Genomic DNA, 21,509 nt, shown 5'->3' with positions numbered 1-21,509 from the left:
CTCAGCCTTCAGCCGGCGGCGCTCCGGCGGACCGGGTTGCGGCCTGGGCGTACACAGCCTGACGCGGCGCGGGGCCATACACATTATCGTCCTGATCAGAACTCAGAACGCCCACCCAGATGGTGTACACAACCCAGGTCAGCGCAGAAAGCGACCAGAAGAGCAGCAGGCCGCCCGCCGCCAGCAATCCGCCACTGACCAGCTGGGCCGTGGCTTGCGGGGTGAGATCGCCGGATTCCAGCATCTCCCAGCCCCCCGGTTTTCCGACCATGTCCAGAACAGGCGCAAGCGCGGCGCCGCCTGCGGCCACTACGCCAAATCCCATCAGAGACAGCGAAATGACCCAGGGAATGAGATGAATCCAGCCGGTCTTGCCCGCGTCATGCAACCGTTTGGCGGAGACGACGGCGCCCACATAGATCAAGCCGATCCAGAAGATCGCTCCGACGACCGGCAAAGGGGCGAGAAACAGATTGCCAAGAACGACGATCAACATGCCCAACCAGTACTCATTCTGGGTGCTACGACCGTTGGGGCTGAACAGGGTGTGTCCGAGATTCATCCAAGACTCCGTTTCTTTACGCCCTGAGTGTGCCTGCGCCACACGGCTCGCGTCAAATGAAGTCTGGGTAAGTTATCGGGCAAGGACACTGAAAAACAAAAGGCTGCAGTGTTCAAAACTGCAGCCTTCTGAAACAGCCTGTATGCACACTTTAGTCGAATTCGATCAACAATTCATCGGCGGCGACTGAAGCGCCCGCGTCGCAATTGACCGACTTGATCACGCCGTCGAGTTCCGCGCGCAGAACATTCTCCATCTTCATCGCCTCGACCACCATCAGCGCCTCACCCGCCTTGACCTCCTGACCGGCCTCAACCGCGATCGAGACCACAAGGCCCGGCATCGGGCTGGTGACCAGCTTGGCGGTGTCCACGGGCTCTTTCTCCGGCAGGCGCGCGTGCAGCTCGGCTATGCGCGGCGTACAGACCAGGGCGTCCGCCTGATAGCCCCGATGACGCAGCTTGTAGCCTTCGGTGCGGTCGGCGACGAAGACCGCGAAATCCTGGCCGTCCAGCGTGCCTTCAAACATGTGATCGCCCGGCTTCCAGCTGGTGGTCAGCACCACCGGCTCCGCGATCAGGCCCGGCGCCCAAAGCTCGGCGCCCGCCTCGTCCAGATCCATCGCGCCTTCAGGGATGCGCAGCTCCACCGGGAAACGCTGATCATTGAGGATCACCACCCACTCATGGGCCAGGCCCTCTTCAGGCAGAGGCGTGATCCGGCCAGACACACGCGCCGCGCGCTCCACAAAAACAGTGTGGATGAAGGCTGCGGTCGCACACAATGATTTGAGCTGGAACTCGGTCGGCGCGGTGCCGTTGAAGCCTTCGGGGAAGTGCTCGTCGATATAGCCGGTATGGATCCGGCCGGACTTGAAATCCGCCTCGTCCAGCACCGCGGACAGGAAAGGCGCATTGGACTGCAGCCCGTCCACATAAAGCCGGTCGAGGGTTTCTGACAAAGCGTCAATGGCCGCGTCGCGATTGTCGCCATAGCCGATGACCTTGGCGATCATCGGATCATAGAACATCGAGATTTCATCGCCCTCGCGAACGCCGGAATCAATGCGCAGCGCGCCGCGTCCGATCGGGCCTTCCAGCGGCTCGACATAATGCTTGAGACGGCCGATCGACGGCAGGAAGCCGCGATAGGGATCCTCGGCGTACAGGCGCGCTTCCACCGCCCAGCCCTTGATCTGCATATCGGACTGCTTGAAGCCGAGCTTTTCGCCCGCCGCGACGCGGATCATCTGCTCAACAAGGTCAATCTCGTGGGTCAGTTCAGTGACCGGATGCTCCACCTGCAAACGGGTGTTCATTTCCAGGAAGTAGAAATTGCGATCCGGATCGACGATGAATTCGACCGTGCCGGCGCTGTCATAATCCACCGCTTTGGACAGGGCGACTGCCTGGTCGCCCATCTTCTTGCGGGTCTCGGGGTCAAGGAACGGCGACGGCGCCTCTTCCAGCACTTTCTGGTTCCGACGCTGGACCGAGCATTCGCGCTCATTGAGGTGCACCACATTGCCATGCTTGTCGCCAAGCACCTGGATCTCGATATGGCGCGGCTTTTCGACGAATTTCTCGATCAGGATACGGTCATCGCCGAACGAGGATTTCGCTTCGTTACGAGCGGCCTTGAAGCCTTCACGGACTTCTGATTCTGAGCGCGCGATGCGCATGCCCTTGCCGCCGCCGCCGGCCGACGCCTTGATCATCACCGGATAGCCGATATCGCCCGCCACCTCGACGGCCTGCTGATCGTCCTCGATCTCGCCCTTGAAACCGGGAACGGTGCTGACGCCGGCTTCGGCGGCCAGTTTCTTGGATTCCAGCTTGTCGCCCATGGCCGAAATGGCGTGCGGGTTCGGACCGATCCAGGCGATGTTCTTCTCGGCCAGCGCCTTGGGGAAGTTCGCATTCTCGGACAGGAAGCCGAAACCGGGATGGACGGCGTCCGCGCCGGTGTCCAGGCAGGCTTGGATGATCTTGTTCATGTCGAGATAGGATTCGCCCGGCGCCGGCGGCCCGATGAACACGGCCTCATCCGCCATCTCCACAGCCAGCGTATCCGCGTCCGCTTCGGAATAGACCGCCACGGTGGGAATGCCCAACCGCTTGCAGGTCTTGATGACGCGCACAGCAATTTCGCCGCGGTTGGCGATGAGGATCTTGTTGAACATGCCCGGTCCTGTCGAACTTTCTGAAATGTGCGGATGGTTTAGCGCGCTGCGGAGCACGGGGGCAAGTCGGACGGGATGCTAGGGCTTCCGATCCGCGTCGTCCGTGTGGCTGGCCTTGCGGGTTTGAAACAGTTCCGCCTCGTCCTCCCGACGGTCCAGCCAGCGAAACTCCACCGAGCGCAGCCGGCTCACCACTTGCAGCAGGAAGGCGGTCGACCAGCCCAGCAGCAGGAAGCCGTTCGCGCTCTCAATGCCCGACAGCACTCGCCAGCCCGGCTCAAGCACAATGTCGCCATAGCCCACAGTGGTGAAGGTTGAGGTTGAGAAATACAAAGCTTCCTCAAAGGTTTCGATCACGCCGCCAAACCGGTACAGCGCCGCGTACACCCAGATCTGGACAGCGTGCAGCAAGAACAAGCCCTGCACCACGCCGAGGATGAGCGCCATCTGCCACCAGGCGGACGTCACATGGTTGGAATGCCCTTCCCGCCAGCGCATCAACGCGATCAACGCCGCCAGGCCGCCCAGGTGAATGGATGTGGTCAGCACCACCATACCCGTCGCCAGGGCGAGAAAAGAAAACAGCTCCAAGGTTCTTCCCCTGAGTGATCAATCGCCAACCCTATCCAGCCGCCGGCCCGACCGCTAGCGGGTCTATCGTGACAGGACCGGCTTGAGGTCCATCACGTTGCAGAACTGCTCGAAGCGCCGCCAGGCCCGTTCCACCACCAGGTCTTCAGTGTCCGGACGCGCCGTAATGCGCATCTCTGCCGCTTCACGCGACAGGCTGAACGCTTTCAAGAGCTTTGCGGTGCGGCCTGACAAGGCCGCGCCAAAGCGCAGACCGAGCCCCACCCGAACCGCCGCTGCGCGCTGTTCTTCGGTGAGCAGATGGCTGGAGACACAGTCTTCAGAGCGGGCGGATTTGCCTTCATAGCGATGGTGCAGGCAGAGCGCGAGAAACGCACGCTCATCATGGCTCAGACCACCGATTGGCGCATACAGCACCTGCGTGAACGCCAGGTCGCCGCGGTGGTCGGGGTGAAGGCGCGCGCCAATATCACACAGACGGGCCGAGGCGGCGCGCAAGCGTTTGTCCCGCGCCTCTGAGAACACAGCCCCCTCACCGTCAAAAGCGGGCTCCAGCCAGTCCGCAAGCGCGAGGCCGAATTCGGGCTCGGGCGAGGCGGAATGGGACATCGCCTCCGCGCCGCTCAACAGCGGATCGCCCTCCTCCACAAGGCTCAGATCGCTGACGCACACCACGCCTTCGCGCAGGCCGTTGGCGGAAAAGACGACGCGGGAAAATCCGCCCGCCTTCATCACCCGGTCGAGCAGCATGGCGGCGTAGGGCAATGTGGCCGCCCGTTTGGAGGCCACGCCGGGCACCGAGGCCAGCGAGCTTTCGCTCTGGCTCATGGCGAAATCGACGGCTTTGCGCACCTGTTCGGGCGTCATTTCGTATTCATGCAGCAGGCGCAATGGATAATTGCGCAAGGTCATCGAGAGGTTGGCGAAGGACCGCCAGGCGCCGCCCACGGCGTAGAAGGTGTCGCCGGCATCCTTGAAGACCTCGCCAGCGTTGGCCAGTTGTTCATCCACATGAGCGCGCAGCGCCTGCGGCTTGGCTCCCGCTGCATTCACCGCCAACGGCCCCAAAGGCAGTGTGACCGCGGACAGCGTGGTGCGATTGTCCAGACCGGTCAGCTCCAGGCTCGACCCGCCCAGATCACCCGCGACGCCCCAGGCTTCACCCACGCCGGCCAGCACCCCCAGCGCGGAATACCGTCCCTCTTCCTCACCACTGAGCACGTCAATGATCAGTCCGGTTTCGTTACGAACCCTCTGGACGAACTCCGGCCCGTCTTCACATTCACGCACAGCAGCGGTGGCCACGGCGCCGCGCGTGCTGACGCCCTTGGCGTCCAGAAGCTGGGTGAAACGCTTGAGCGTGCGCAGGGCGGCCTCGACGCCTTCGGGGTTCAGCCGTCCCGTCTCCGCCGCGCCGCTGCCAAGCCCCGCCATGGTCTTTTCATTGAACACGGGCCACAGCATCCGCCCTTCAACCCGGTATTGCACCAGGCGCACCGAGTTGGAGCCCACATCGATCACCGCAACATCGCGGCCTTTGAGCTGAGGCTCGGCGCTGCCGAAGCCGAAAATGTCACGGACGCCCATCAGTCGCGCGGACCCACATGGGGAAAGGCGGGCGGCTGATCCTGTTTGAGCGCCTCGCCCCGGCCAGACAGGGAGGGGTTGGTCATGAAATAGGCGTGCGCCGAGAACGGCTCGTCCACGCCCTCTGTATCAAAGCGCGTATAGGAGCCGTCGGCGTTCATGTACCAGCTCTGGGTTTCGTCGTTGAGATTGGCGACCATGATCTGATCGAGCACCTGCCGGTGCACGGTCGGGTTCTCGATCGGGCACAGGGTCTCGATCCGCCGGTCCAGATTGCGCGGCATCCAGTCGGCCGACGAGATATAGATCTCCGCCTGCGGGCTGGGCATGGGCGCGCCATTGGCGAAACAGGCGATTCGCGAATGCTCCAGGAAGCGTCCGACAATGGATTTGACACGGATATTCTCTGACAACCCCGGAACGCCGGGTTTCAGGCAGCAGATGCCGCGCATGATCAGCTCGCACCTGACCCCGGCCTGGCTGGCTTCATACAGCTTGTCGATGACGCGCGGATGGACCAAAGAATTCATCTTCGCCCAAACGCCGGCGGGCTTGCCCGCTTTGGCGTTCGCGATCTCGCGGTCGATCTTTTCGCAAATGAATTCGAGCATGTTGATCGGGCTGATCACCAGCTTTTCAAGCTGCTGCGGTCGGGCATAACCGGTGACGTAGTTGAAGATCCGTCCCGCATCCCGGCCAAAGGCGGGATCGGCGGTGAACAGCGACAGATCGGTGTAAATGCGCGCGGTGATCGGATGGTAATTGCCAGTGCCGAAATGGGCGTAGCTGCGCAGATCCGCGCCTTCCCGGCGCACCACCAGCGAGATCTTGGCGTGGGTCTTGTACTCGATGAAGCCATAGACGACCTGCACGCCGGCGCGTTCCAGATCGCGCGCCCAGCGCAGATTGGCTTCTTCGTCAAAGCGCGCCTTGAGCTCGACCAGCGCGGTCACGTTCTTGCCCGCCTCCGCCGCCTCGATCAGAGCCGCAATGATCGGAGAATCCTTGGAGGTGCGATACAGCGTCTGTTTGATGGTGATGACATCGGGATCACGCGCCGCCTGACGCAGGAACTCCACCACCACGTCAAAGCTTTCATAGGGGTGATGGACGATCAGGTCTTTCGCCCGAATGGCCGCGAACACGTCCCCGCCATGATCCTTGATGCGCTCGGGGAAGCGCGGCTCATAGGGCTCGAACTTCAGCTCCGGCCGCTCATCAGGGATCATCTGGCTCAGCTGCGCCATGCCCAGAAGACCGTCGACCAGCTGCACATCCTGTTTTTCAGCGTGCAATTGCTGGGTGATGAAACGGCGCAGCTCTTCGGGCATGCCCGCTTCGATCTTCAGGCGCACCAGCACGCCGCGGCGGCGTTGTTTGAGAAGCGCTTCAAATTCGCGCACCAGATCTTCGGCTTCCTCCTCGATCTCGATATCGCTGTCGCGGATGATCCGGAACGCGCCCTTGCCCACCAGATCAAAGCCGGGAAACAGCGCGTCCATGAACAGGATGAGGATGGTTTCAAGCGCGATGAAGCGTTTGACCGGACGGCCCTGCTCATCCACCCGCTCGGTGGGGATCTCGATGAAGCGCTTCACCCCGGCCGGCATGGGCAGAAGCGCATTCATGATCCGGCCGTCGCGCTGGCGCCGGAGCTTGAGCATCAGGGCGAACCCCAGATTGGGGATGAACGGGAACGGGTGCGCGGGGTCGATCGCCAGCGGCGTGATCACCGGAAGGGTGTGCGCCAGAAAATCGTCGCGCAGCCATTCGCGCTCTTTCGTTGTCAGATTTTGCTCATCCACCAGCTCCACGCCTTGTTCGGCGAGAAGGTCCTGCAATTCGCGCCAGGTCTCCTGCTGAGCGGACATCAGCGCCGTGGCGGCCTCATTGATCTGGTCAAGCTGCTGGCCGGGAGTGCAGCCATCCATGCCGGGCCGGTCCATGCCGTTGCGCAGCTGGGCGCGCAGGCCGGCCACCCGCACCATATAGAACTCATCCAGATTGCTGGCCGAGATCGACAGGAAGCGCAGGCGCTCCAGCACAGGATGATGGGGGTTGCGCGCTTCCTCGATGACCCGCCAGTTGAACTGCAGCCAGGAGAGCTCTCGATTGAGGAACCGATCCGGAGACGCCATCAGCGCCTCTACATCGGTCGGGGATCCGGAGGATGAAGGCGCGGCGTCGGTCATCACAGGGCTCCAAACAGGCGAAGGGCGCGTCGGGTCAACTGGATAGGACTGACAGCCCCTCGCGCGCAAGAGTGCGAGTGACCGGGCCTTTGCGCGCCAGCGCTTCGCGGTCGAGCCAGGCCGTCAAACGCCGCGCGTAATCCACAGATCGTTCCATGCGATCAAGGAGATACTCAAGAACGCCTGGGGAGAGCGGCGTGCGTTTGTCACGGAAAAGTTTTTCCATCACCTGACGCAGCAAGGCGTCATCAGGCTCATGCAGCACCGCGGTCTCCGTCGCGATCAGGCGCGACGCCAGGTCAGGCAACGAGACCGGCCATTCCGCCGGCGCTTTGCCCGCCGTCATCAACACGGTCACGCCGGCATCGCCAGCCGCCCGGTTCAACAGGTGAAACAGGGCGTTCTCATCCACGCCCTTGTCGCAATCCTCGACCAGGACCGCCGCCCCGCGCCCGACACTCTTCAGACCTTTGGTCAAATCAGAGGCGTCAAGTTGCATGGCGCGCGTCCGTGCGGTCCACATGTGAGACAGATGGGTCTTGCCGCTGCCCGCCGGTCCGACCAGCAAGAGATGGCCCTGCCGCCAGCGCGGCCAGCGATTGACGAGCGCCAGGGCGGCGGCGTTGGCTTCACTGACCGCAAAGGCTTCGGCCCGGTAATCGGGCTCAAGCACCAGATCGAGCGCGAGTTGTCCTGGCTTCATTAGCGGCTGCGTACCGTCCAACCCAGAGCTTCATCCTCGGCCAGAACCGCGCCCCGGGCGCTGAGTTCGGCCATGACCTGTTCGCGCGCGCCCCGATGGGTGATCGTCATCGCGGCGCCCGTGCGCGAAACGGCGTCCAGGCGCGCATTCTGGATCAAGGACGCGCCGGTCACCGCCTGTTGCAGCTCTCGCCATTCGGCGAGATTGTCAAAAAGAATGCTCAGATCGAGCTCGGCCACGGTCGTGTCGCGCACCACGCTGGCGCGTTTCCAGTCCTGCTCGCGACGCTCCACAATGGCGCGCGCCGCATCCTCGAATCCGCCCGAAAGGCTGATTGGAGCCACGGTTTCACGTTGCAGGCCGCCCTCGCCGTCAAAGCTGACGATCACGCCGCCCGCGCGCACTGAACCTGGCTCCTGGCGCGCGACCAGCACCATGGCCCGCTCAAGACCCATCTCATCAAGGACAGAGCGAAGCGCGGACACATTCAAAGACACCACAGCGCTCGCCGAGATCGCATCGTCTTCGACCGCCAGCATCGGGGTCAGCGCGTGCTGAAAGCCGCCCTCACGCCACGCGTCAAGCCAGTCTCCGCCCAAGACCCGCTCACCCGAGCCAAGCTCGGTGACCGGAATCACGGCGATGGGCGCGGACTGGGATTCCACGAAAGGAACGCCCAGACCTGACAGATAGCGGCGCACGGCGCGGGGATCAAAATCCAGGCTGAGCACGCCGCGATAACGGGTGGCCGAGCGCTGTTCGTCAGAAATCTGCAGGCCCGCAATCAGAGACGCCGCGTCCTCCGCCGAAATCAGCATCAGGTCTGATTGCATCCGGTCTTCAGGCAGCGTCAGGCGCTCGATCAGTCTCAAGGCGCCCTGGGTCTGGCCCTCTTCCATGGCCGTGCGCTGGGCGTCGTAGGCCGTGTCCGCACGGGCATCAATGGCGACGCCGTCGATGGTGAAGGGCCCGTCCGCCAGGGCCGAGGCGGTCATAACGCCAGCCGCCAGCCCCGCAAAAGCCCATTGCACTGCCTGCCTGATCGCTTGCATGGTGATCCCCTGATGCGTCATTTCTGTTCGCGACTATACGCGGATGCGCGCTGCGGTGAAGCCTATTGCGGCGCCCCGCCCTCTCGCACTTTTGATAATTGCACGCTATGCACGCCTGAACTGACGATATGGCCAAGGGAGCCGCACGTGTCACACTCCGACCCGAGCCCGAAATCCGGACTGACCTACGCTGACGCCGGCGTCAGCATTGATGCAGGCGACGCCCTGGTTCAGGCCATCAAACCGCTGGCCAAATCCACCGCCCGCCCTGGCGCAGACACAGGCCTTGGCGGCTTTGGCGGCGCGTTCGATCTCAAGGCCGCAGGCTTTCAGGATCCGGTTCTGGTGTCTGGCACGGACGGCGTGGGCACCAAGCTCAAGCTCGCCATCAGCTCGGGCATCGTCAACACGGTCGGGATCGATCTGGTGGCCATGTGCGTCAACGACATCCTGGCCCAGGGCGCCGAGCCTTTGTATTTCCTCGATTATTTCGCCACCGGCAAACTCGACCCGACACGCGGCGCCGCCGTCGTCGAGGGCATCGCCGAAGGCTGCCGCCAATCGGGCTGCGCGCTGATCGGCGGCGAAACCGCTGAAATGCCGGGCATGTACACAGGCGATGATTTTGATCTGGCCGGCTTTGTGGTCGGCGCCGCCGAGCGTGGGGCGCTCTTGCCGCGCCATGACCTGATGAAGGAAGGCGATGCGTTGATCGGCCTCGCCTCTTCCGGCCCGCACTCGAACGGTTATTCCCTGATCCGCCGGATCATCGACCATGCCGGGCTCGATTTTGACAGCGACGCGCCCTTTGCTCCGGGTCGCAAGCTGGCGGAAGCCCTGCTCGAGCCGACCCGCATCTATGTCAAAGCGCTGATGCCCCTGATCCGCGCCGGCCGCATCAAGGGCCTGGCCCACATCACCGGCGGCGGCATCACCGAAAACACGCCGCGCATGCTGCCGGACCATCTGACGTTCGAGGTGGATTATGGCAGCTTTGAACGCCCCGCCGTGTTCAACTGGCTGGCGGAAGCGGGCGATGTGGCCGAGAGCGAAATGCGCCGGACATTCAATTGCGGCGTCGGCATGATCCTGGCGGTCGACGCCAGCGAGGCGCACTCGGTTTGCGAGGCGTTAAACGCAGCAGGCGAGAACGCCAGTATTATCGGCGCGTTGAAGGCGAACTAGAGAATGGCGAAAACCAAAGTCGGCGTTTTGGTCTCTGGCCGGGGATCAAACCTTCAGGCCTTGCTTGACGCGGCCCATGATCCGGACTTCCCCGCCGAGGTCGTGCTTGTTCTGTCCAACAAGGCTGGCGCGCAAGGGCTTGAGCGCGCCCGCAAGGTGGATGTGCCCACAGGCTTTATCGACCACACGCTGTATGACGACCGCGAGGACTTCGAAAAGGACCTCGACGCCAAACTGCGCGAAGCGGGCGTCCAGATCGTGTGCCTGGCCGGATTCATGCGCATTCTCACGCCCTGGTTCGTCGAGAAATGGCGTGACCGGATGCTCAACATCCACCCCTCGCTTCTCCCCGCTTTCAAGGGCGTGCACACTCATGAGCGCGCGCTTGAAAAAGGCGTGCGCGTGCATGGCTGCACCGTGCATTTCGTCCGCGCCGAAATGGATGACGGTCCGATCATCGGTCAGGCCGTGGTGCCGGTTATGGCCGGCGACACGCCCGACAGCTTGTCCGCGCGGGTTCTGGAAGCCGAACACAAGCTCTACCCCGCCTGTCTGAAACTGGTGGCGGATGGCAAGGCGCGCGTCTCGGCGGAAAGCGTACGCATCGCCGAAGGCAGCGAGCCGGACAGCGAAACTGTTCTGATCAACCCTGCGGTCTAGCTCACGCTCACGCATGGCCGTGACAGGAGACACCGATGAGCGAGACGCCGGCAGACACCCTTTCCGAGACTGTCTACTCCGCGCTGTACGATGATGACGAAGCGCGGGTCTGCAAGGACGTGCCGGAAAGCGCCTGTCAGCATCAGCCGCGCAACTGGGTCTTCTCCACCCTTTCACTGAGCCTGACCAAGACCGGCGATGCGCTGGTCGATCCCAAACTCACCCTGACCTGGCTGCTGGGCGCTCTGGGCGCCCCCGCCTTTCTGGTCGGGCTGCTCGCCCCGGTGCGCGAAGCCGGGGCGCTCCTGCCTCAGCTTTTTATCGCGACCGCCATCCGCCAGCGCGAAAAGCGCAAATATGTCTGGGCGGCGGGCTCGGTGGGTCAGGCTCTGGCGCTGGTGATCATGGGTGTGATCGCGCTGACGCTCGAAGGCGCGCTGGCCGGCTGGCTGTTGATCGCCATGGTCGCCCTGTTCGCGACAGCGCGCAGCCTGTGCTCGGTCAGTCACAAGGACGTGCTGGGCAAGACCGTGTCCAAAACCCGGCGCGGCGCGGTCAGCGGCTACGCCACCACGATTTCAGGTCTGGTGGCGCTGGTCTTCGGGGGTCTTTTGGTCGTCTCTCCCGATACCGGGGCGCCGGTGATTGCGGGCCTCCTGTTTCTCGGCGCCGCGTTATGGGTGACCGCGGCCTTCATCTATCTGCAGCTCGCTGAAGCGCCCGGTTCGACCGAGGGCGGGGCGAACGCCTTTCCCGAAGCGGTCAAGCAGATCCGTCTGCTCTGGACCGATCGCGATTTTGGTCAGTTCGTCGCCGCGCGCACCTTGATGATCGCCACCTCCATCGCCCCGCCCTTCCTGGTGTCCGCCGCACAGAACCGCACCGGGGCGGAGCTCGCCGGCCTTGGCGGGTTTCTGGTGGCGTCCGCCAGCGCGGGCTTTGTCAGCGGCTGGGCCTGGGGGCGGCTGGCGGATAAATCCAGCCGCTGGGTGCTGGCCGCCGGCGGGCTGGCGGGCGCTGCCGCGTGCCTTGCAAGCGGGGCGAGCCTTCTGATGGATGCGCCCTGGTCCGAGCTGATGATCTTCCATGCCGGCGTCCTGTTCGTGCTCGCGTTCGGGCACCAGGGCGTGCGTCTGGGACGGTCCACCTATCTGGTGGATCTGGCCGATGAAGACACGCGCGCCAGTTACACCGCCGTCTCCAACACCGTGATCGGCGTCTTGTTGCTGGTCTATGGGCTGATCATGGGCGGGCTCTATCAACTTAGCGGTCCCTGGGTCATGATCGGACTGGCCGTCAGCGCCCTGGCCGGCGCGGCGCTCGCCGTTTCGCTAAAACCCGTGTCTGGCTGACATGCGCATCACCGACGATCTCAGCATTGATGAAAGCCTGATCACCGAGCGCTTCGTGCGATCCTCCGGGCCGGGCGGCCAGCATGTGAACAAGACTGAAAGCGCGGTGCAGCTGCGCTTTGATGTCAGCGCCAGCGCCCTGCCCGCCGCGATCAAGCAGCGCCTGGTGCGCCTCGCCGGCACGCGGATGACCCAGGACGGCGTGCTGATCCTGCATGTGGAAGATCACCGCTCTCAGGAGCGCAATCGCGCCGAGGCCCGCACCCGGCTCAAGCGGCTGATCGAACAGGCGAGCCGCAAGCCCAAGCCGCGGATCAAATCCCGCCCCTCGCTCAGCTCGATCAGGCGCCAGAAAGACAAGAAGGCGAAGAAGAGCCAGACCAAGGCGATGCGCAAGAAACCAGACGTCTAGGCGTCACACCGCCCGCCGCCCGCAGCTTCCAGCTCGCGGCAGAGCGCGTCGGCGCCCGCCTCATCCCCGCCCGCGCGCAACACCGCAGCGAGACCGGTCACGGCTTCGGCGTTGAGCGGGTCCAGCGCCAATACGCGGCGATACCAGAGCTCCGCCTGTTGCGGCTCTCCGGCTTCAGCCCGCAAACGCGCGACCGACAGGCCTACCGCGCTGTGCCAGGGCCGGATGGCGACGGGATTGGCGGCGTAATCACGTGACATGGCTTCAAAACTGCGCGCCAGAAGCTCCGCCTGCCGCTCGGGATGGCCCGTCAGCTCTTCAAGCTCTGACAGGTTGATCATCGCGCCCCAGTTCTCAGGGTCGATCACCAGCGCCCGGTCATAGGCGCGGCGTGCGGCGTCAAAGTCTGATTGCGCCGCCTTGATGAGCCCCAGCGCCCGCCAGGCGCGAGCGTGTCCGGGGTCAAGCTCGGTCGCCTCTTGCGCCAGCGCTTCAGCGCGCAAGAGCGCCGCTTGCGCGCGCGGCGTCTGCATTTCGCCCGACTGAAGCGCTTCGGTCAGCGTGGTTCGGTTCGCTTCGCCCTCAAGCCCCCAGCGGATGACCCGCTGGGTCAGGGCGTTCGCCTGTCCCGCCAGCGCCGCCGCATTGCCCGGGTCTTGGGCCAGCGCCCGCTCATAAAGCCGCAAGGCCGCTTCATTGTCCGAGCGCGTATACTGGGCGTAAAAACCGTCCGCGCGATCAAGCAGCGCCGAGGTCTCATCGTTTGTCTGGATAGAAGGCTCCGGACGCGGCGCCTCCCCGCCCCGCGATAGCACGCTCGCCCCGACCAGAATGACCATCAACACCGCCGCCGACGCCGCCAGAACCGGCGCGCCCACCTTGCCCAGAGGCGTCCGGGGCGTGTCTTTGACCGGCTCGACCGGTTCAAGCAGGCGATAGCCGCGCCGGGAGACCGTCTGCACATAGCGCGGGGATTTCGCATCATCGCCCAAAGCATGGCGCAGCTTCCAGACCGTACGCGACAAAGCGTCGTCATTGACGCTGGCGCCTGGCCAGAGCGCAGCGGCGATCTCGTCTTTCGAGCGCACCTCACCCTTGGACTCGGCCAGATAGACCAGAAGGTCCATCACCTGCGGCTCCAGCTCAACCACGCCTTCAGGTCCCGTGAGCTGGTTCAGCCCCGGATCGACTCGCCAGGCTCCCATCCGGAACGCGGTTTCAGCTCTCATTTCAGTCCTGACGCGATAAAAGGAGGAAAGGTCAGACAATCAGGAAGCGGTGGTCATGGCAATCTTGCGCCTGTCGATCTTGTGTGAATGAGCGTCCAGTGCGGGACGCCACACAGTTCAGGAAGACACACATGGTTCGATCCCTTTTGCTCGGCGCGCTCGCCGCCGCCCTGCTGCCGACCTGTCAGGCGCAGGAGCTGATCTCCGCGGATCAGGCGCAAGAAGACGCCCAGGCGCTATATGAAGGCCTTCAGGCGGCCCATTATGATCTTTACGTCAACACGCCCAAGCCGGTCTTTGACCAGTATTACCAGGAGCTGCAAGACAGGCTCGACGACGGCCCGATCACCCCGTCCGCCTTTCACGCCGCGCTGCAGCGTTTCGCCGCCCACGCCCATATCGCCCACACCCGGATTGAAGGGTTCAATCCCGGTTTTGTCGACCATATGTCTGATGAAGCTCTGGTCTTTCCCTTGAGCTTTGAGGTGCGCGAGGGCGAGGTGATTATCACCCAGGCGCCGACTGGTTCCAGTGTGCGCCCCGGCGACCGGATCATGATGCTGGAAGGCGCGTCCAATGCGGACTGGCTGGCGCGCCTGACCCGCAACATCTCCGCGGATACGCCCGCCCTCGCCTACAGCCAGATGCAGGGCATGGAGCTGTATTATATCTGGCTGGAATACGGCCCGCTCTCGCGCTTCACGCTCGAGCTTGAAGACGCGGCGGGCGTCAGACGTCAGGTCGAGCTCGACGCCGTTCCCATGGCGGCGCTGTCAGACCGCGAGGGCGTTGAGCGCATTGATCTGTCGGGCCGCGACGCCCGCATGCTGACGGGCGACATCGCGTATCTGCGTCCCGGTCCATTTTACAATACGGCCGCCCAGACCCCGCAAGAGGCCTATGATCCTGAAGCGCTGGCCGCCTACACTGCCTTCATCGACGGCGCCTTTGAGCGCTTCATCGATCAGGGCGCGCAGGCGCTGATCCTCGATGTTCGGGACAATCCGGGCGGGGACAATTCCTGGTCAGATCCGGTCATCTCCTGGTTCGCCGACCGCCCGTTCCGCTTCGCCTCAGAGTTCCGCATTCGCGTCAGTGACCTGAGCACGGCGTCCAATCAGGCGCGGATCGACGCGGCGCCGGGCGGTCCGTCCAGCACATCGCAGATGCTGGCTGATCTCTATGACAGCGCGCCCAATGGCGAAACGGTGAGCTTTGAGCTTCCCTACGCCCATCCGCGTGAGGGGCGGCGGTTTGACGGCGCGGTTTATGCGCTCGTCGACCGGCGCAGTTTTTCAAACGCCGTCTCGGTGGGCGCGATTGTGCAAGATTACGGCTTTGGCGCTGTGATCGGCGAAGCCAGCACCGACATGACCACCACGCTGGGCGCCATGGAGCAGTTCACCCTGCCCCATTCAGGTATTGTGGCGGGCTATCCCAAGGCGCTGATCATCCGCCCCAATGGCGACACGCACACCCACCCGCTGGAGCCGGATGTTCGTTTGCCCGGCCCGAGGCTTGGCGATCAGGGCGATGTGATGCTGGACGCTGCGATCGCTCATATCGAGCGTCAGGGGCGCTGACACAAAAAACCCCGGCGGATCGCTCCGCCGGGGTTTTGCGTTCAGCTCTGCTGGCGCAGATTAGCCGACGATTTCGTCGTCGGAGAAGAAGAACGGGATTTCCTGAGCGGCGGTTTCCGGCGCGTCAGACCCGTGCACGGAGTTGGCTTCGATGGATTCTGCGAACTCCTTGCGGATGGTGCCGGGAGCCGCGTCTTCCGGGTTGGTGGCGCCCATGACTTCGCGATATTTCGCGATGGCGTCTTCACCTTCGAGAACCTGCACGACCACCGGGCCGGAGATCATGAAGCTCACGAGATCGCCGAAGAACGGACGCTCTTTGTGCACGGCGTAAAAGCCTTCAGCCTGCTCTTTGCTCAGACGGATGCGCTTCTGCGCGATGATGCGCAGACCGGCTTCCTCGATCTTGGCGTTGATGGCGCCGGTGAGGTTACGCGCGGTGGCGTCGGGTTTGATGATGGAGAAGGTGCGCTGGATCGCCATGTGACGGAGTCCCTGTCTGGCCTCTCAAGGATTGAGAGGGGAATGGATTTGCCGCGGCTTATAGCCATGCCGGACGGGTATGAAAACCCGTGTCCGCCATTGGCGCTGATCTCATGGCCCTAAAGCCCCTCAAAACCCGCCATGCGCCAGATTTCATCGGGGCTGTGTGCGCTGATCTCCACAATGCCCAGTCCCGAGTTCGCCATGGCCTGCCGCACGAGCTCGGCGCCGGTGCGATAGCCGACCGCTTCGCGGCCGTCAGGATGGGCGAACATCCAGTGCCCGTAATTGGCGCGGCGCGGCAGCGCCCGGATTTCCTCGGCCCAGGCGCGGAAGGTGTCGTCGTCGAGCGGCTCATACGCCGTCTCTCGTCCTTCATAAGCTTCCGCATAGATCTCGGCGAGGCCCTCATTGGCGGCCGCAATGGCGATTCCCGGTCCGAAGGCGTTGTTTTCGATGGTCCAGCCGCGCGCCAGATGGTGCATCTCATGCAGCCCGGTGCGCATCAGGCCTGCCTGCGCCGCCGCTTCGACGCCGCCCGGATAGGTGACCGAGAGCTCGATCACCAGCTCGCCAGGGCGCTGCGCCCGGCCTGTCACCCCGCCCAGCGCGTCCACGCCGGGACGGTGAATCGGCACGACCGTCACGGAGACGCTGTCAGGCAGCGCGGGAAAATCCGCCTGCGTCGCTTGATGCGCCGCAGTGAGAATCCGTGAAATCACCGCGCGTTCTGATGCCGTGAAGTCATGCTCCGAGCCTGTTTCAAACGATACGGAAACCGCACTTTGCACGCTGTCGGCGGGCTGATGGGCAAGCGCGACCATCGTGCCCCCCGAAGCGCCCAGCATGAGGGCGAGCGTAAGTGTTCTGACCATAACCAACCTGTGTTCTGTAATGTTATGCCGTCATGACTAACGCTCCCGTCATGGGCCTGGGATTACCAATCCATGACAAGTTGGACAGCCTGAGGGTCACTCGCCTCCGCGCAATCGGCTTGCCCGCCGCGTCAGGGCGATGTAACCGGCACGCCTTATGTTGCACATCAATGACCTCTCCCACCGCATCGACGGACGCTTGCTGTTTGATCAGGCGACGCTGTTCCTCCCCGCCAAGACCCGCATGGGGCTGGTGGGGCGCAACGGCACGGGCAAATCCACGCTGTTCCGGCTGATCCTGGGCGACGCCACCCCCGATGACGGATCGGTGAGCTTGCAGCCCGGCGCGCGCATCGGCACGGTGGCCCAGGAAGCCCCGGCGGGGCAGACCCCGGTGATGGATTTCGTGCTGGCCGCTGATCTTGAGCGCACCGCTCTGCTCGCCGAAGCGGAAACCGCGACGGACCCGCATCGCATCGCGGACATCCAGACCCGGCTCGCCGATATTGACGCGCACTCGGCTGAGGCGCGCGCGGGCGCGATCCTCAACGGTCTTGGGTTCAGCGCGACCGATCAGGGGCGCGCCTGCGCCGAGTTTTCCGGCGGCTGGCGCATGCGCGTGGCGATGGCGGCGACCCTGTTCGCCCAGCCCGATCTGTTGCTGCTGGATGAACCGACCAACTATCTCGATCTGGAAGGCGCGGTCTGGCTGGAGACCCACCTTCAGAAATTTCCCGGCGCCGCGCTGATCATCTCGCACGACCGCGACCTTCTGAACTCATCCGTGCATTCCATCGTCCACCTCAAGGATCTCAAGCTGTCGGTCTGGGATGGCGGCTATGACCAGTTCCAGCGCCAGCTCGCCGAGCGTCAGCGCCTGCAGATGAAGATGGTGGAGAAGCAGGAAGACGAACGCCGTCACCTGCAAGCCTTCGTCGACCGGTTCAAGGCCAAGGCGAGCAAGGCCAAACAGGCCCAGTCGCGCGTCAAACGGCTGGAGAAGATGCAACCTGTCGCCACCATGGTGGAAGACCCGGTCGCGCCGTTTGAGTTTCCGCACGCCGAGCGCCGCATGGGCAATCCGCTGGTGCGCTTTGACGCCTGCGCGACGGGGTATTCAGACGACAAGCCGATCCTTCGCAACATGGACATGCGCATCGACACCGATGACCGCATTGGTCTGCTGGGCCGCAATGGCGCGGGCAAATCCACCTTCACCAAGCTCCTGACCGGCGCGCTGAAAGTCACCGACGGCGCCATGCGCATGCACAAGAAGGCCGTGGTCGCCCATTTCGCCCAACACCAGATCGACGCCCTGTCGGCCAATCATTCCGCCTACACCCATGTGCTCGAGCGCATGGAGGACGCCACTGAAGCCGAGCGCCGCGCCCGCCTCGCCCGCTTCGGCCTGCCCGCCAACCGTCAGGAAACGCCGGCGAAGAATTTGTCAGGGGGCGAGAAGGCGCGCCTTCTGATGAACCTCATCACCTTTGACGGCGCGCATCTTCTGATCCTCGACGAGCCGACCAACCACCTCGACATCGACAGTCGTGAAGCGTTGAAAAACGCCATCAACGCCTTCGAGGGCGCGGTGATCATCATCTCCCACGACCGGGATCTGATCGAAAGCTGCGTGGACCGGCTCTGGCTCGCCGCAGACGGCACGATCAAGCCCTATGACGGGGATATGGATGATTACCGCCGAGAGCTGTTGGCGGGCGAAGTCAAACCGCGCGACAAATCCAAACCCCTAGGCGGGCAGAAGACCCAGGACCGGCGCGACGCCGCAGCCGCGCGCGAAAAGCTCAAACCCTTGAGGGCGCAAGCGGCCAAATGCGAGAAAGAGATCGAACGCCTCAAAGGCGTGCTTGAGAAGATCGACGCCGGGCTCGCGGTCGATGGCCTGTGGGAGAAGGACCCCAACCTCGCAACCGAGCTGACCAAGAAACGTTCCAGATGCGTGGATCTGATCGACGAGGCGGAGATGGCGTGGCTGGAAGCCGAAGAAGCGCTCGAGGCGGCGACGCAGGCGGCGCAGGCCGGATAAACCCCGACGGTCTAAGCCTAAAGTCGTGTGACCGGCGGTCACCTTGTCCAGAGACACTCCCCGTGTCCAAATGCGGATCAAACGTCTTGAGAACGTGATCCCGGGGAGTGTTTTGACATGGGCTCTATCTACGACACCGATCTTGATCGCAACGCGGCGAACCATGTGCCGCTGAGCCCGATCAGCTTTCTGACGCGCACCGCCCGCGCCTATCCTGAAAAGCTCGCTGTCATCCATGGCGATATCCGCCGCAACTGGGGCGAGGTGTATGAACGCTCGGTCCGGCTCGCCTCGGCGCTGTCAAAGCGTGGCGTAAAGAGAGGCGATACGGTCGCGGTCATGGCGCCGAACATTCCCGCCTTCGTGGACGCGCATTTCGGCGTGCCCATGTCCGGCGCCGTGCTCAACGCGCTCAATATCCGGCTCGACGCAGAAGCGATCGCCTTCATCCTCAAGCATGGCGAAGCCAAGGTGATCCTGGTGGATCGCGAATTCTCCTCCGTCATCGCTCAGGCCGTCGAGGCGCTAGAAACAAAGCCCCTGATCATCGATATCGACGATCCCCTCGCCGAGCATGGCGATCTGATCGGGGAGATCGAGTACGAGGCCTTCCTGAAAGAGGGCGATCCGGACTTTGAGTTTCATCGTCCGACCGATGAATGGGACGCCATTGCGCTCAATTACACCTCGGGCACCACGGGCGATCCCAAGGGTGTCGTCACCCATCATCGCGGGGCCTATCTCAATGCCCTCGGCAACGCCATGGAATGGGATCTGCCCCATTTCCCGGTCTATCTGTGGACGCTGCCGATGTTTCACTGCAATGGCTGGTGCTTCCCCTGGACGATTGCGGCCAAGGCGGGCGTCAATGTCTGCCTGCGCAAGGTCGAGCCTTTCGCCATCCTCTCCGCCATCGCCGAGCACAAGGTCACACACCTCTGTGGCGCGCCCATCGTGATGAGCATGATGATCCAGCTGCCAGAAAAGGAACGGCCCACATTTGATCACCCCGTCGCCATGATGACCGCCGGCGCCTCCCCGCCCGCCAGCGTGATTTCGGGGATGGAGGCGATGGGCGTGACGGTGACGCACACCTACGGCCTCACGGAAGTCTACGGCCCGTCCATCGCCTGCGCGTGGAAGCCGGAATGGGATGAGTTGCCCCTGAAAGAGCGCGCGCGGCTGAAGGCGCGTCAGGGCCTGCCCTACATCACCCAGGAAGACCTGATGGTGGCGAACCCGGAAACCCTGGAGCCGCTGCCCTGGGACGGGGAAAGCCTTGGGGAGATCATGATCCGCGGCAATGCAGTGATGAAAGGGTATCTGAAAAACCCCGCCACCACCGAGAAAAGCTTCAAGGGCGGCTGGTTCCACACCGGCGACCTCGCCGTCACTCATCCCGACGGCCATGTGGAGATCAAGGACCGCTCCAAGGACATCATTATCTCGGGCGGCGAGAACATCTCCTCGGTCGAGGTGGAGGATGTGCTCTACAGCCATCCTGATGTGGCGGCGGCGGCCGTCGTGGCCAAACCTGACGCGAAATGGGGTGAAACGCCCTGCGCTTTCATTGAGTTAAAGAGCGGAAGCGATGTAACGCCTGAGGCGATCATCGCCTATGCACGCGAGCATCTGGCGCACTTCAAGGCGCCGCGTCTGGTGGTGTTCGGCGAACTGCCCAAGACCGCCACCGGCAAGATCCAGAAATTCGTGCTGCGCGAACGGGCAAGGGAGATGGGCTAGCGCGATAGCACGAGCTCATCGGCGTAGAGCGTGCGGATCCAGTCCGGCAGGATCGGACGCACGACCTGGCGCATGCCCCGCTTGAACTCGAGACAGCGTTTGGGCGGGGTGTTGAGCCGCGAATTGTCATAGACGAAACCGCGATCCGCCTTCAGCACCGCTTGGCGGATCAGCGCGCCACAGCGTTCGAACCGGGCGCGGACCTTGTCCTCGGGCACGGCATGGCCGTGCTCATCCACCCGCGCCTTGACCCGCGCGACGGACAGCTCCGGCGTCTCGACGCCGACATGCATGACAATCAGGGTGAAGCCCGCTGCTTTCGCCTCATCCACCAGCGCCAGCTTGGAGGGGTGGGAGAACACCGTCTCGGTGACGAAATCGCGCTTGTCGGCGATGAACGCCGCCCGGCGCTCGGTCGCGATGCGCGCCGCCTCATAGGACGCGTCCAGCGCGCCATCCTTCAGCTCATCACGCTGTATGAGGTCGGCATTGATGAAGGGACCTGCAAAGATCGGCGCGACGCGGGTTTCATAAAGGGTCGACTTGCCCGCCCCGTTGGGGCCGGCCAGCACAATCATGACAGGGGTCATGCAGCGGCGTCGGGAGTCTCGCGCACCAGCTCGCCGTTCTCATCAAGCCCAACGCCACGGCCCAGCTGACGACGCCCCTCAAAGAACGCCTCTTCACCTTCACTGGGCTCAGCCAGAGCGGCTGAAAACGCGTCAAGCCAGACATCGTGCTCTTCATCAGAGAGGGTGTTCGGAGCCGCCTCGCCCGCCAGAACGGCGTTGATGCGGGCATGATCGAAATTGCCCGAGGTCTCGATGGCGCGACCGATCCGCACCCAATGGGCGATCTGACCGGCGATCGAACGACTCTGCCGTTCGGACTCAGTCCGAACGAGCTTCATGATGTCATCACTGAGTTTCACAGACTGGGCCATGATCGCCTCCTGCCAACAAGGTAGCATTTTGCCACCCGCCGGGCAAATGGCGCATAAGTCTGGCCCCTACCCATAGAACTATCCGATGCCCTCGCCGTCCTTACCCGGCCAGTTCCAGACAGGCATGC

At 63.5% G+C, this 21,509-nt stretch carries 19 protein-coding genes; 7 read left to right on the top strand and 12 right to left on the bottom strand.

Annotated features, from left to right (window positions below):
* Position 1: 1 nt before the first annotated feature.
* The 7 genes from B3M53_RS07455 to B3M53_RS07425 form a co-directional block, all read right to left on the bottom strand.
* The gene (locus B3M53_RS07455) at positions 2-562 is read right to left on the bottom strand and encodes a DUF805 domain-containing protein (protein ID WP_160091865.1); all 561 of its coding nucleotides are present in this window, start codon (positions 560-562) and stop codon (positions 2-4) included.
* A 151-nt stretch (positions 563-713) separates the two neighbouring features.
* Complete coding sequence (locus tag B3M53_RS07450) at positions 714-2,744, bottom strand: acetyl-CoA carboxylase biotin carboxylase subunit (protein WP_273020199.1); 2,031 nt, start codon at positions 2,742-2,744, stop codon at positions 714-716.
* A 78-nt stretch (positions 2,745-2,822) separates the two neighbouring features.
* On the bottom strand, positions 2,823-3,335 hold the full coding sequence (locus tag B3M53_RS07445) for a potassium channel family protein (RefSeq protein ID WP_273020198.1): 513 nt from the start codon (positions 3,333-3,335) through the stop codon (positions 2,823-2,825).
* A gap of 63 nt (positions 3,336-3,398) precedes the next feature.
* Positions 3,399-4,922: a Ppx/GppA phosphatase family protein gene (locus tag B3M53_RS07440; protein WP_273020197.1), complete on the bottom strand. Its 1,524-nt coding sequence runs from the start codon at positions 4,920-4,922 to the stop codon at positions 3,399-3,401.
* Positions 4,922-7,114, bottom strand: a complete 2,193-nt coding sequence (locus B3M53_RS07435) for an RNA degradosome polyphosphate kinase (protein ID WP_273020196.1) — start codon at positions 7,112-7,114, stop codon at positions 4,922-4,924. The genes B3M53_RS07440 and B3M53_RS07435 overlap by 1 nt, the downstream gene beginning before the upstream one ends.
* 34 nt (positions 7,115-7,148) lie before the next feature.
* Positions 7,149-7,817, bottom strand: a complete 669-nt coding sequence (locus tag B3M53_RS07430) for a hypothetical protein (protein ID WP_022702027.1) — start codon at positions 7,815-7,817, stop codon at positions 7,149-7,151.
* On the bottom strand, positions 7,817-8,869 hold the full coding sequence (locus B3M53_RS07425) for a DUF2066 domain-containing protein (RefSeq protein WP_273020195.1): 1,053 nt from the start codon (positions 8,867-8,869) through the stop codon (positions 7,817-7,819). The genes B3M53_RS07430 and B3M53_RS07425 overlap by 1 nt, the downstream gene beginning before the upstream one ends.
* A 147-nt stretch (positions 8,870-9,016) precedes the next feature.
* On the opposite strand from B3M53_RS07425, the gene purM reads away from it, so the two are divergent.
* The 4 genes from purM to arfB are packed head-to-tail and all read left to right on the top strand — an operon-like array spanning position 9,017 to position 12,478.
* The gene (gene purM, locus B3M53_RS07420) at positions 9,017-10,054 is read left to right on the top strand and encodes a phosphoribosylformylglycinamidine cyclo-ligase (RefSeq protein ID WP_273020194.1); all 1,038 of its coding nucleotides are present in this window, start codon (positions 9,017-9,019) and stop codon (positions 10,052-10,054) included.
* A gap of 3 nt (positions 10,055-10,057) precedes the next feature.
* Entirely contained in the window at positions 10,058-10,714 is a 657-nt protein-coding gene (gene purN, locus B3M53_RS07415; protein ID WP_273020193.1) for a phosphoribosylglycinamide formyltransferase, read from the top strand.
* Positions 10,715-10,749: 35 nt separating this feature from the next.
* On the top strand, positions 10,750-12,066 hold the full coding sequence (locus B3M53_RS07410; protein ID WP_273020192.1) for an MFS transporter: 1,317 nt from the start codon (positions 10,750-10,752) through the stop codon (positions 12,064-12,066).
* Position 12,067: 1 nt separating this feature from the next.
* On the top strand, positions 12,068-12,478 hold the full coding sequence (gene arfB / locus B3M53_RS07405) for an alternative ribosome rescue aminoacyl-tRNA hydrolase ArfB (protein WP_273020191.1): 411 nt from the start codon (positions 12,068-12,070) through the stop codon (positions 12,476-12,478).
* Here arfB and B3M53_RS07400 read toward each other — a convergent pair.
* On the bottom strand, positions 12,475-13,707 hold the full coding sequence (locus B3M53_RS07400) for a winged helix-turn-helix domain-containing protein (RefSeq protein WP_273020190.1): 1,233 nt from the start codon (positions 13,705-13,707) through the stop codon (positions 12,475-12,477). The genes arfB and B3M53_RS07400 overlap by 4 nt on opposite strands.
* A gap of 131 nt (positions 13,708-13,838) precedes the next feature.
* Here B3M53_RS07400 and B3M53_RS07395 point away from each other — a divergent pair, with 131 nt between their 5' ends.
* Positions 13,839-15,290: a S41 family peptidase gene (locus B3M53_RS07395; protein WP_286800022.1), complete on the top strand. Its 1,452-nt coding sequence runs from the start codon at positions 13,839-13,841 to the stop codon at positions 15,288-15,290.
* 60 nt (positions 15,291-15,350) lie between these two features.
* On the opposite strand, the gene ndk is transcribed toward B3M53_RS07395, so the two are convergent.
* Together ndk and B3M53_RS07385 are read right to left on the bottom strand one after the other, a co-directional pair.
* On the bottom strand, positions 15,351-15,773 hold the full coding sequence (gene ndk / locus B3M53_RS07390; RefSeq protein ID WP_160091877.1) for a nucleoside-diphosphate kinase: 423 nt from the start codon (positions 15,771-15,773) through the stop codon (positions 15,351-15,353).
* Positions 15,774-15,892: 119 nt separating this feature from the next.
* Positions 15,893-16,597 (bottom strand): DUF2268 domain-containing putative Zn-dependent protease, encoded by a 705-nt coding sequence (locus tag B3M53_RS07385; RefSeq protein WP_169447531.1) that lies wholly within the window; start codon positions 16,595-16,597, stop codon positions 15,893-15,895.
* A 208-nt stretch (positions 16,598-16,805) separates the two neighbouring features.
* Between B3M53_RS07385 and B3M53_RS07380 the strand changes: the two genes are divergently transcribed.
* The gene (locus B3M53_RS07380) at positions 16,806-18,695 is read left to right on the top strand and encodes an ABC-F family ATP-binding cassette domain-containing protein (RefSeq protein ID WP_273020188.1); all 1,890 of its coding nucleotides are present in this window, start codon (positions 16,806-16,808) and stop codon (positions 18,693-18,695) included.
* Positions 18,696-18,812: 117 nt separating this feature from the next.
* Positions 18,813-20,438 carry an acyl-CoA synthetase gene (locus B3M53_RS07375; protein ID WP_273020187.1) on the top strand — a complete coding sequence of 542 codons (1,626 nt, stop codon included), beginning with the start codon at positions 18,813-18,815 and terminating at the stop codon, positions 20,436-20,438.
* On the opposite strand, the gene B3M53_RS07370 is transcribed toward B3M53_RS07375, so the two are convergent.
* Both B3M53_RS07370 and B3M53_RS07365 read right to left on the bottom strand, forming a co-directional pair.
* Complete coding sequence (locus B3M53_RS07370; RefSeq protein WP_160091881.1) at positions 20,435-21,028, bottom strand: zeta toxin family protein; 594 nt, start codon at positions 21,026-21,028, stop codon at positions 20,435-20,437. The genes B3M53_RS07375 and B3M53_RS07370 overlap by 4 nt on opposite strands.
* Positions 21,025-21,381 carry a TA system antitoxin ParD family protein gene (locus B3M53_RS07365; protein WP_160091882.1) on the bottom strand — a complete coding sequence of 119 codons (357 nt, stop codon included), beginning with the start codon at positions 21,379-21,381 and terminating at the stop codon, positions 21,025-21,027. Before B3M53_RS07365 ends, B3M53_RS07370 begins: the two co-directional genes overlap by 4 nt.
* Positions 21,382-21,509 lie beyond the last annotated feature (128 nt).

The organism is Oceanicaulis sp. UBA2681 (assembly GCF_002354675.1).
Lineage (GTDB): Bacteria > Pseudomonadota > Alphaproteobacteria > Caulobacterales > Maricaulaceae > Oceanicaulis > Oceanicaulis alexandrii.
The sequence above is the reverse complement of the archived record's forward strand: the minus strand, read 5'-3'. Positions and strand labels throughout refer to the sequence as shown.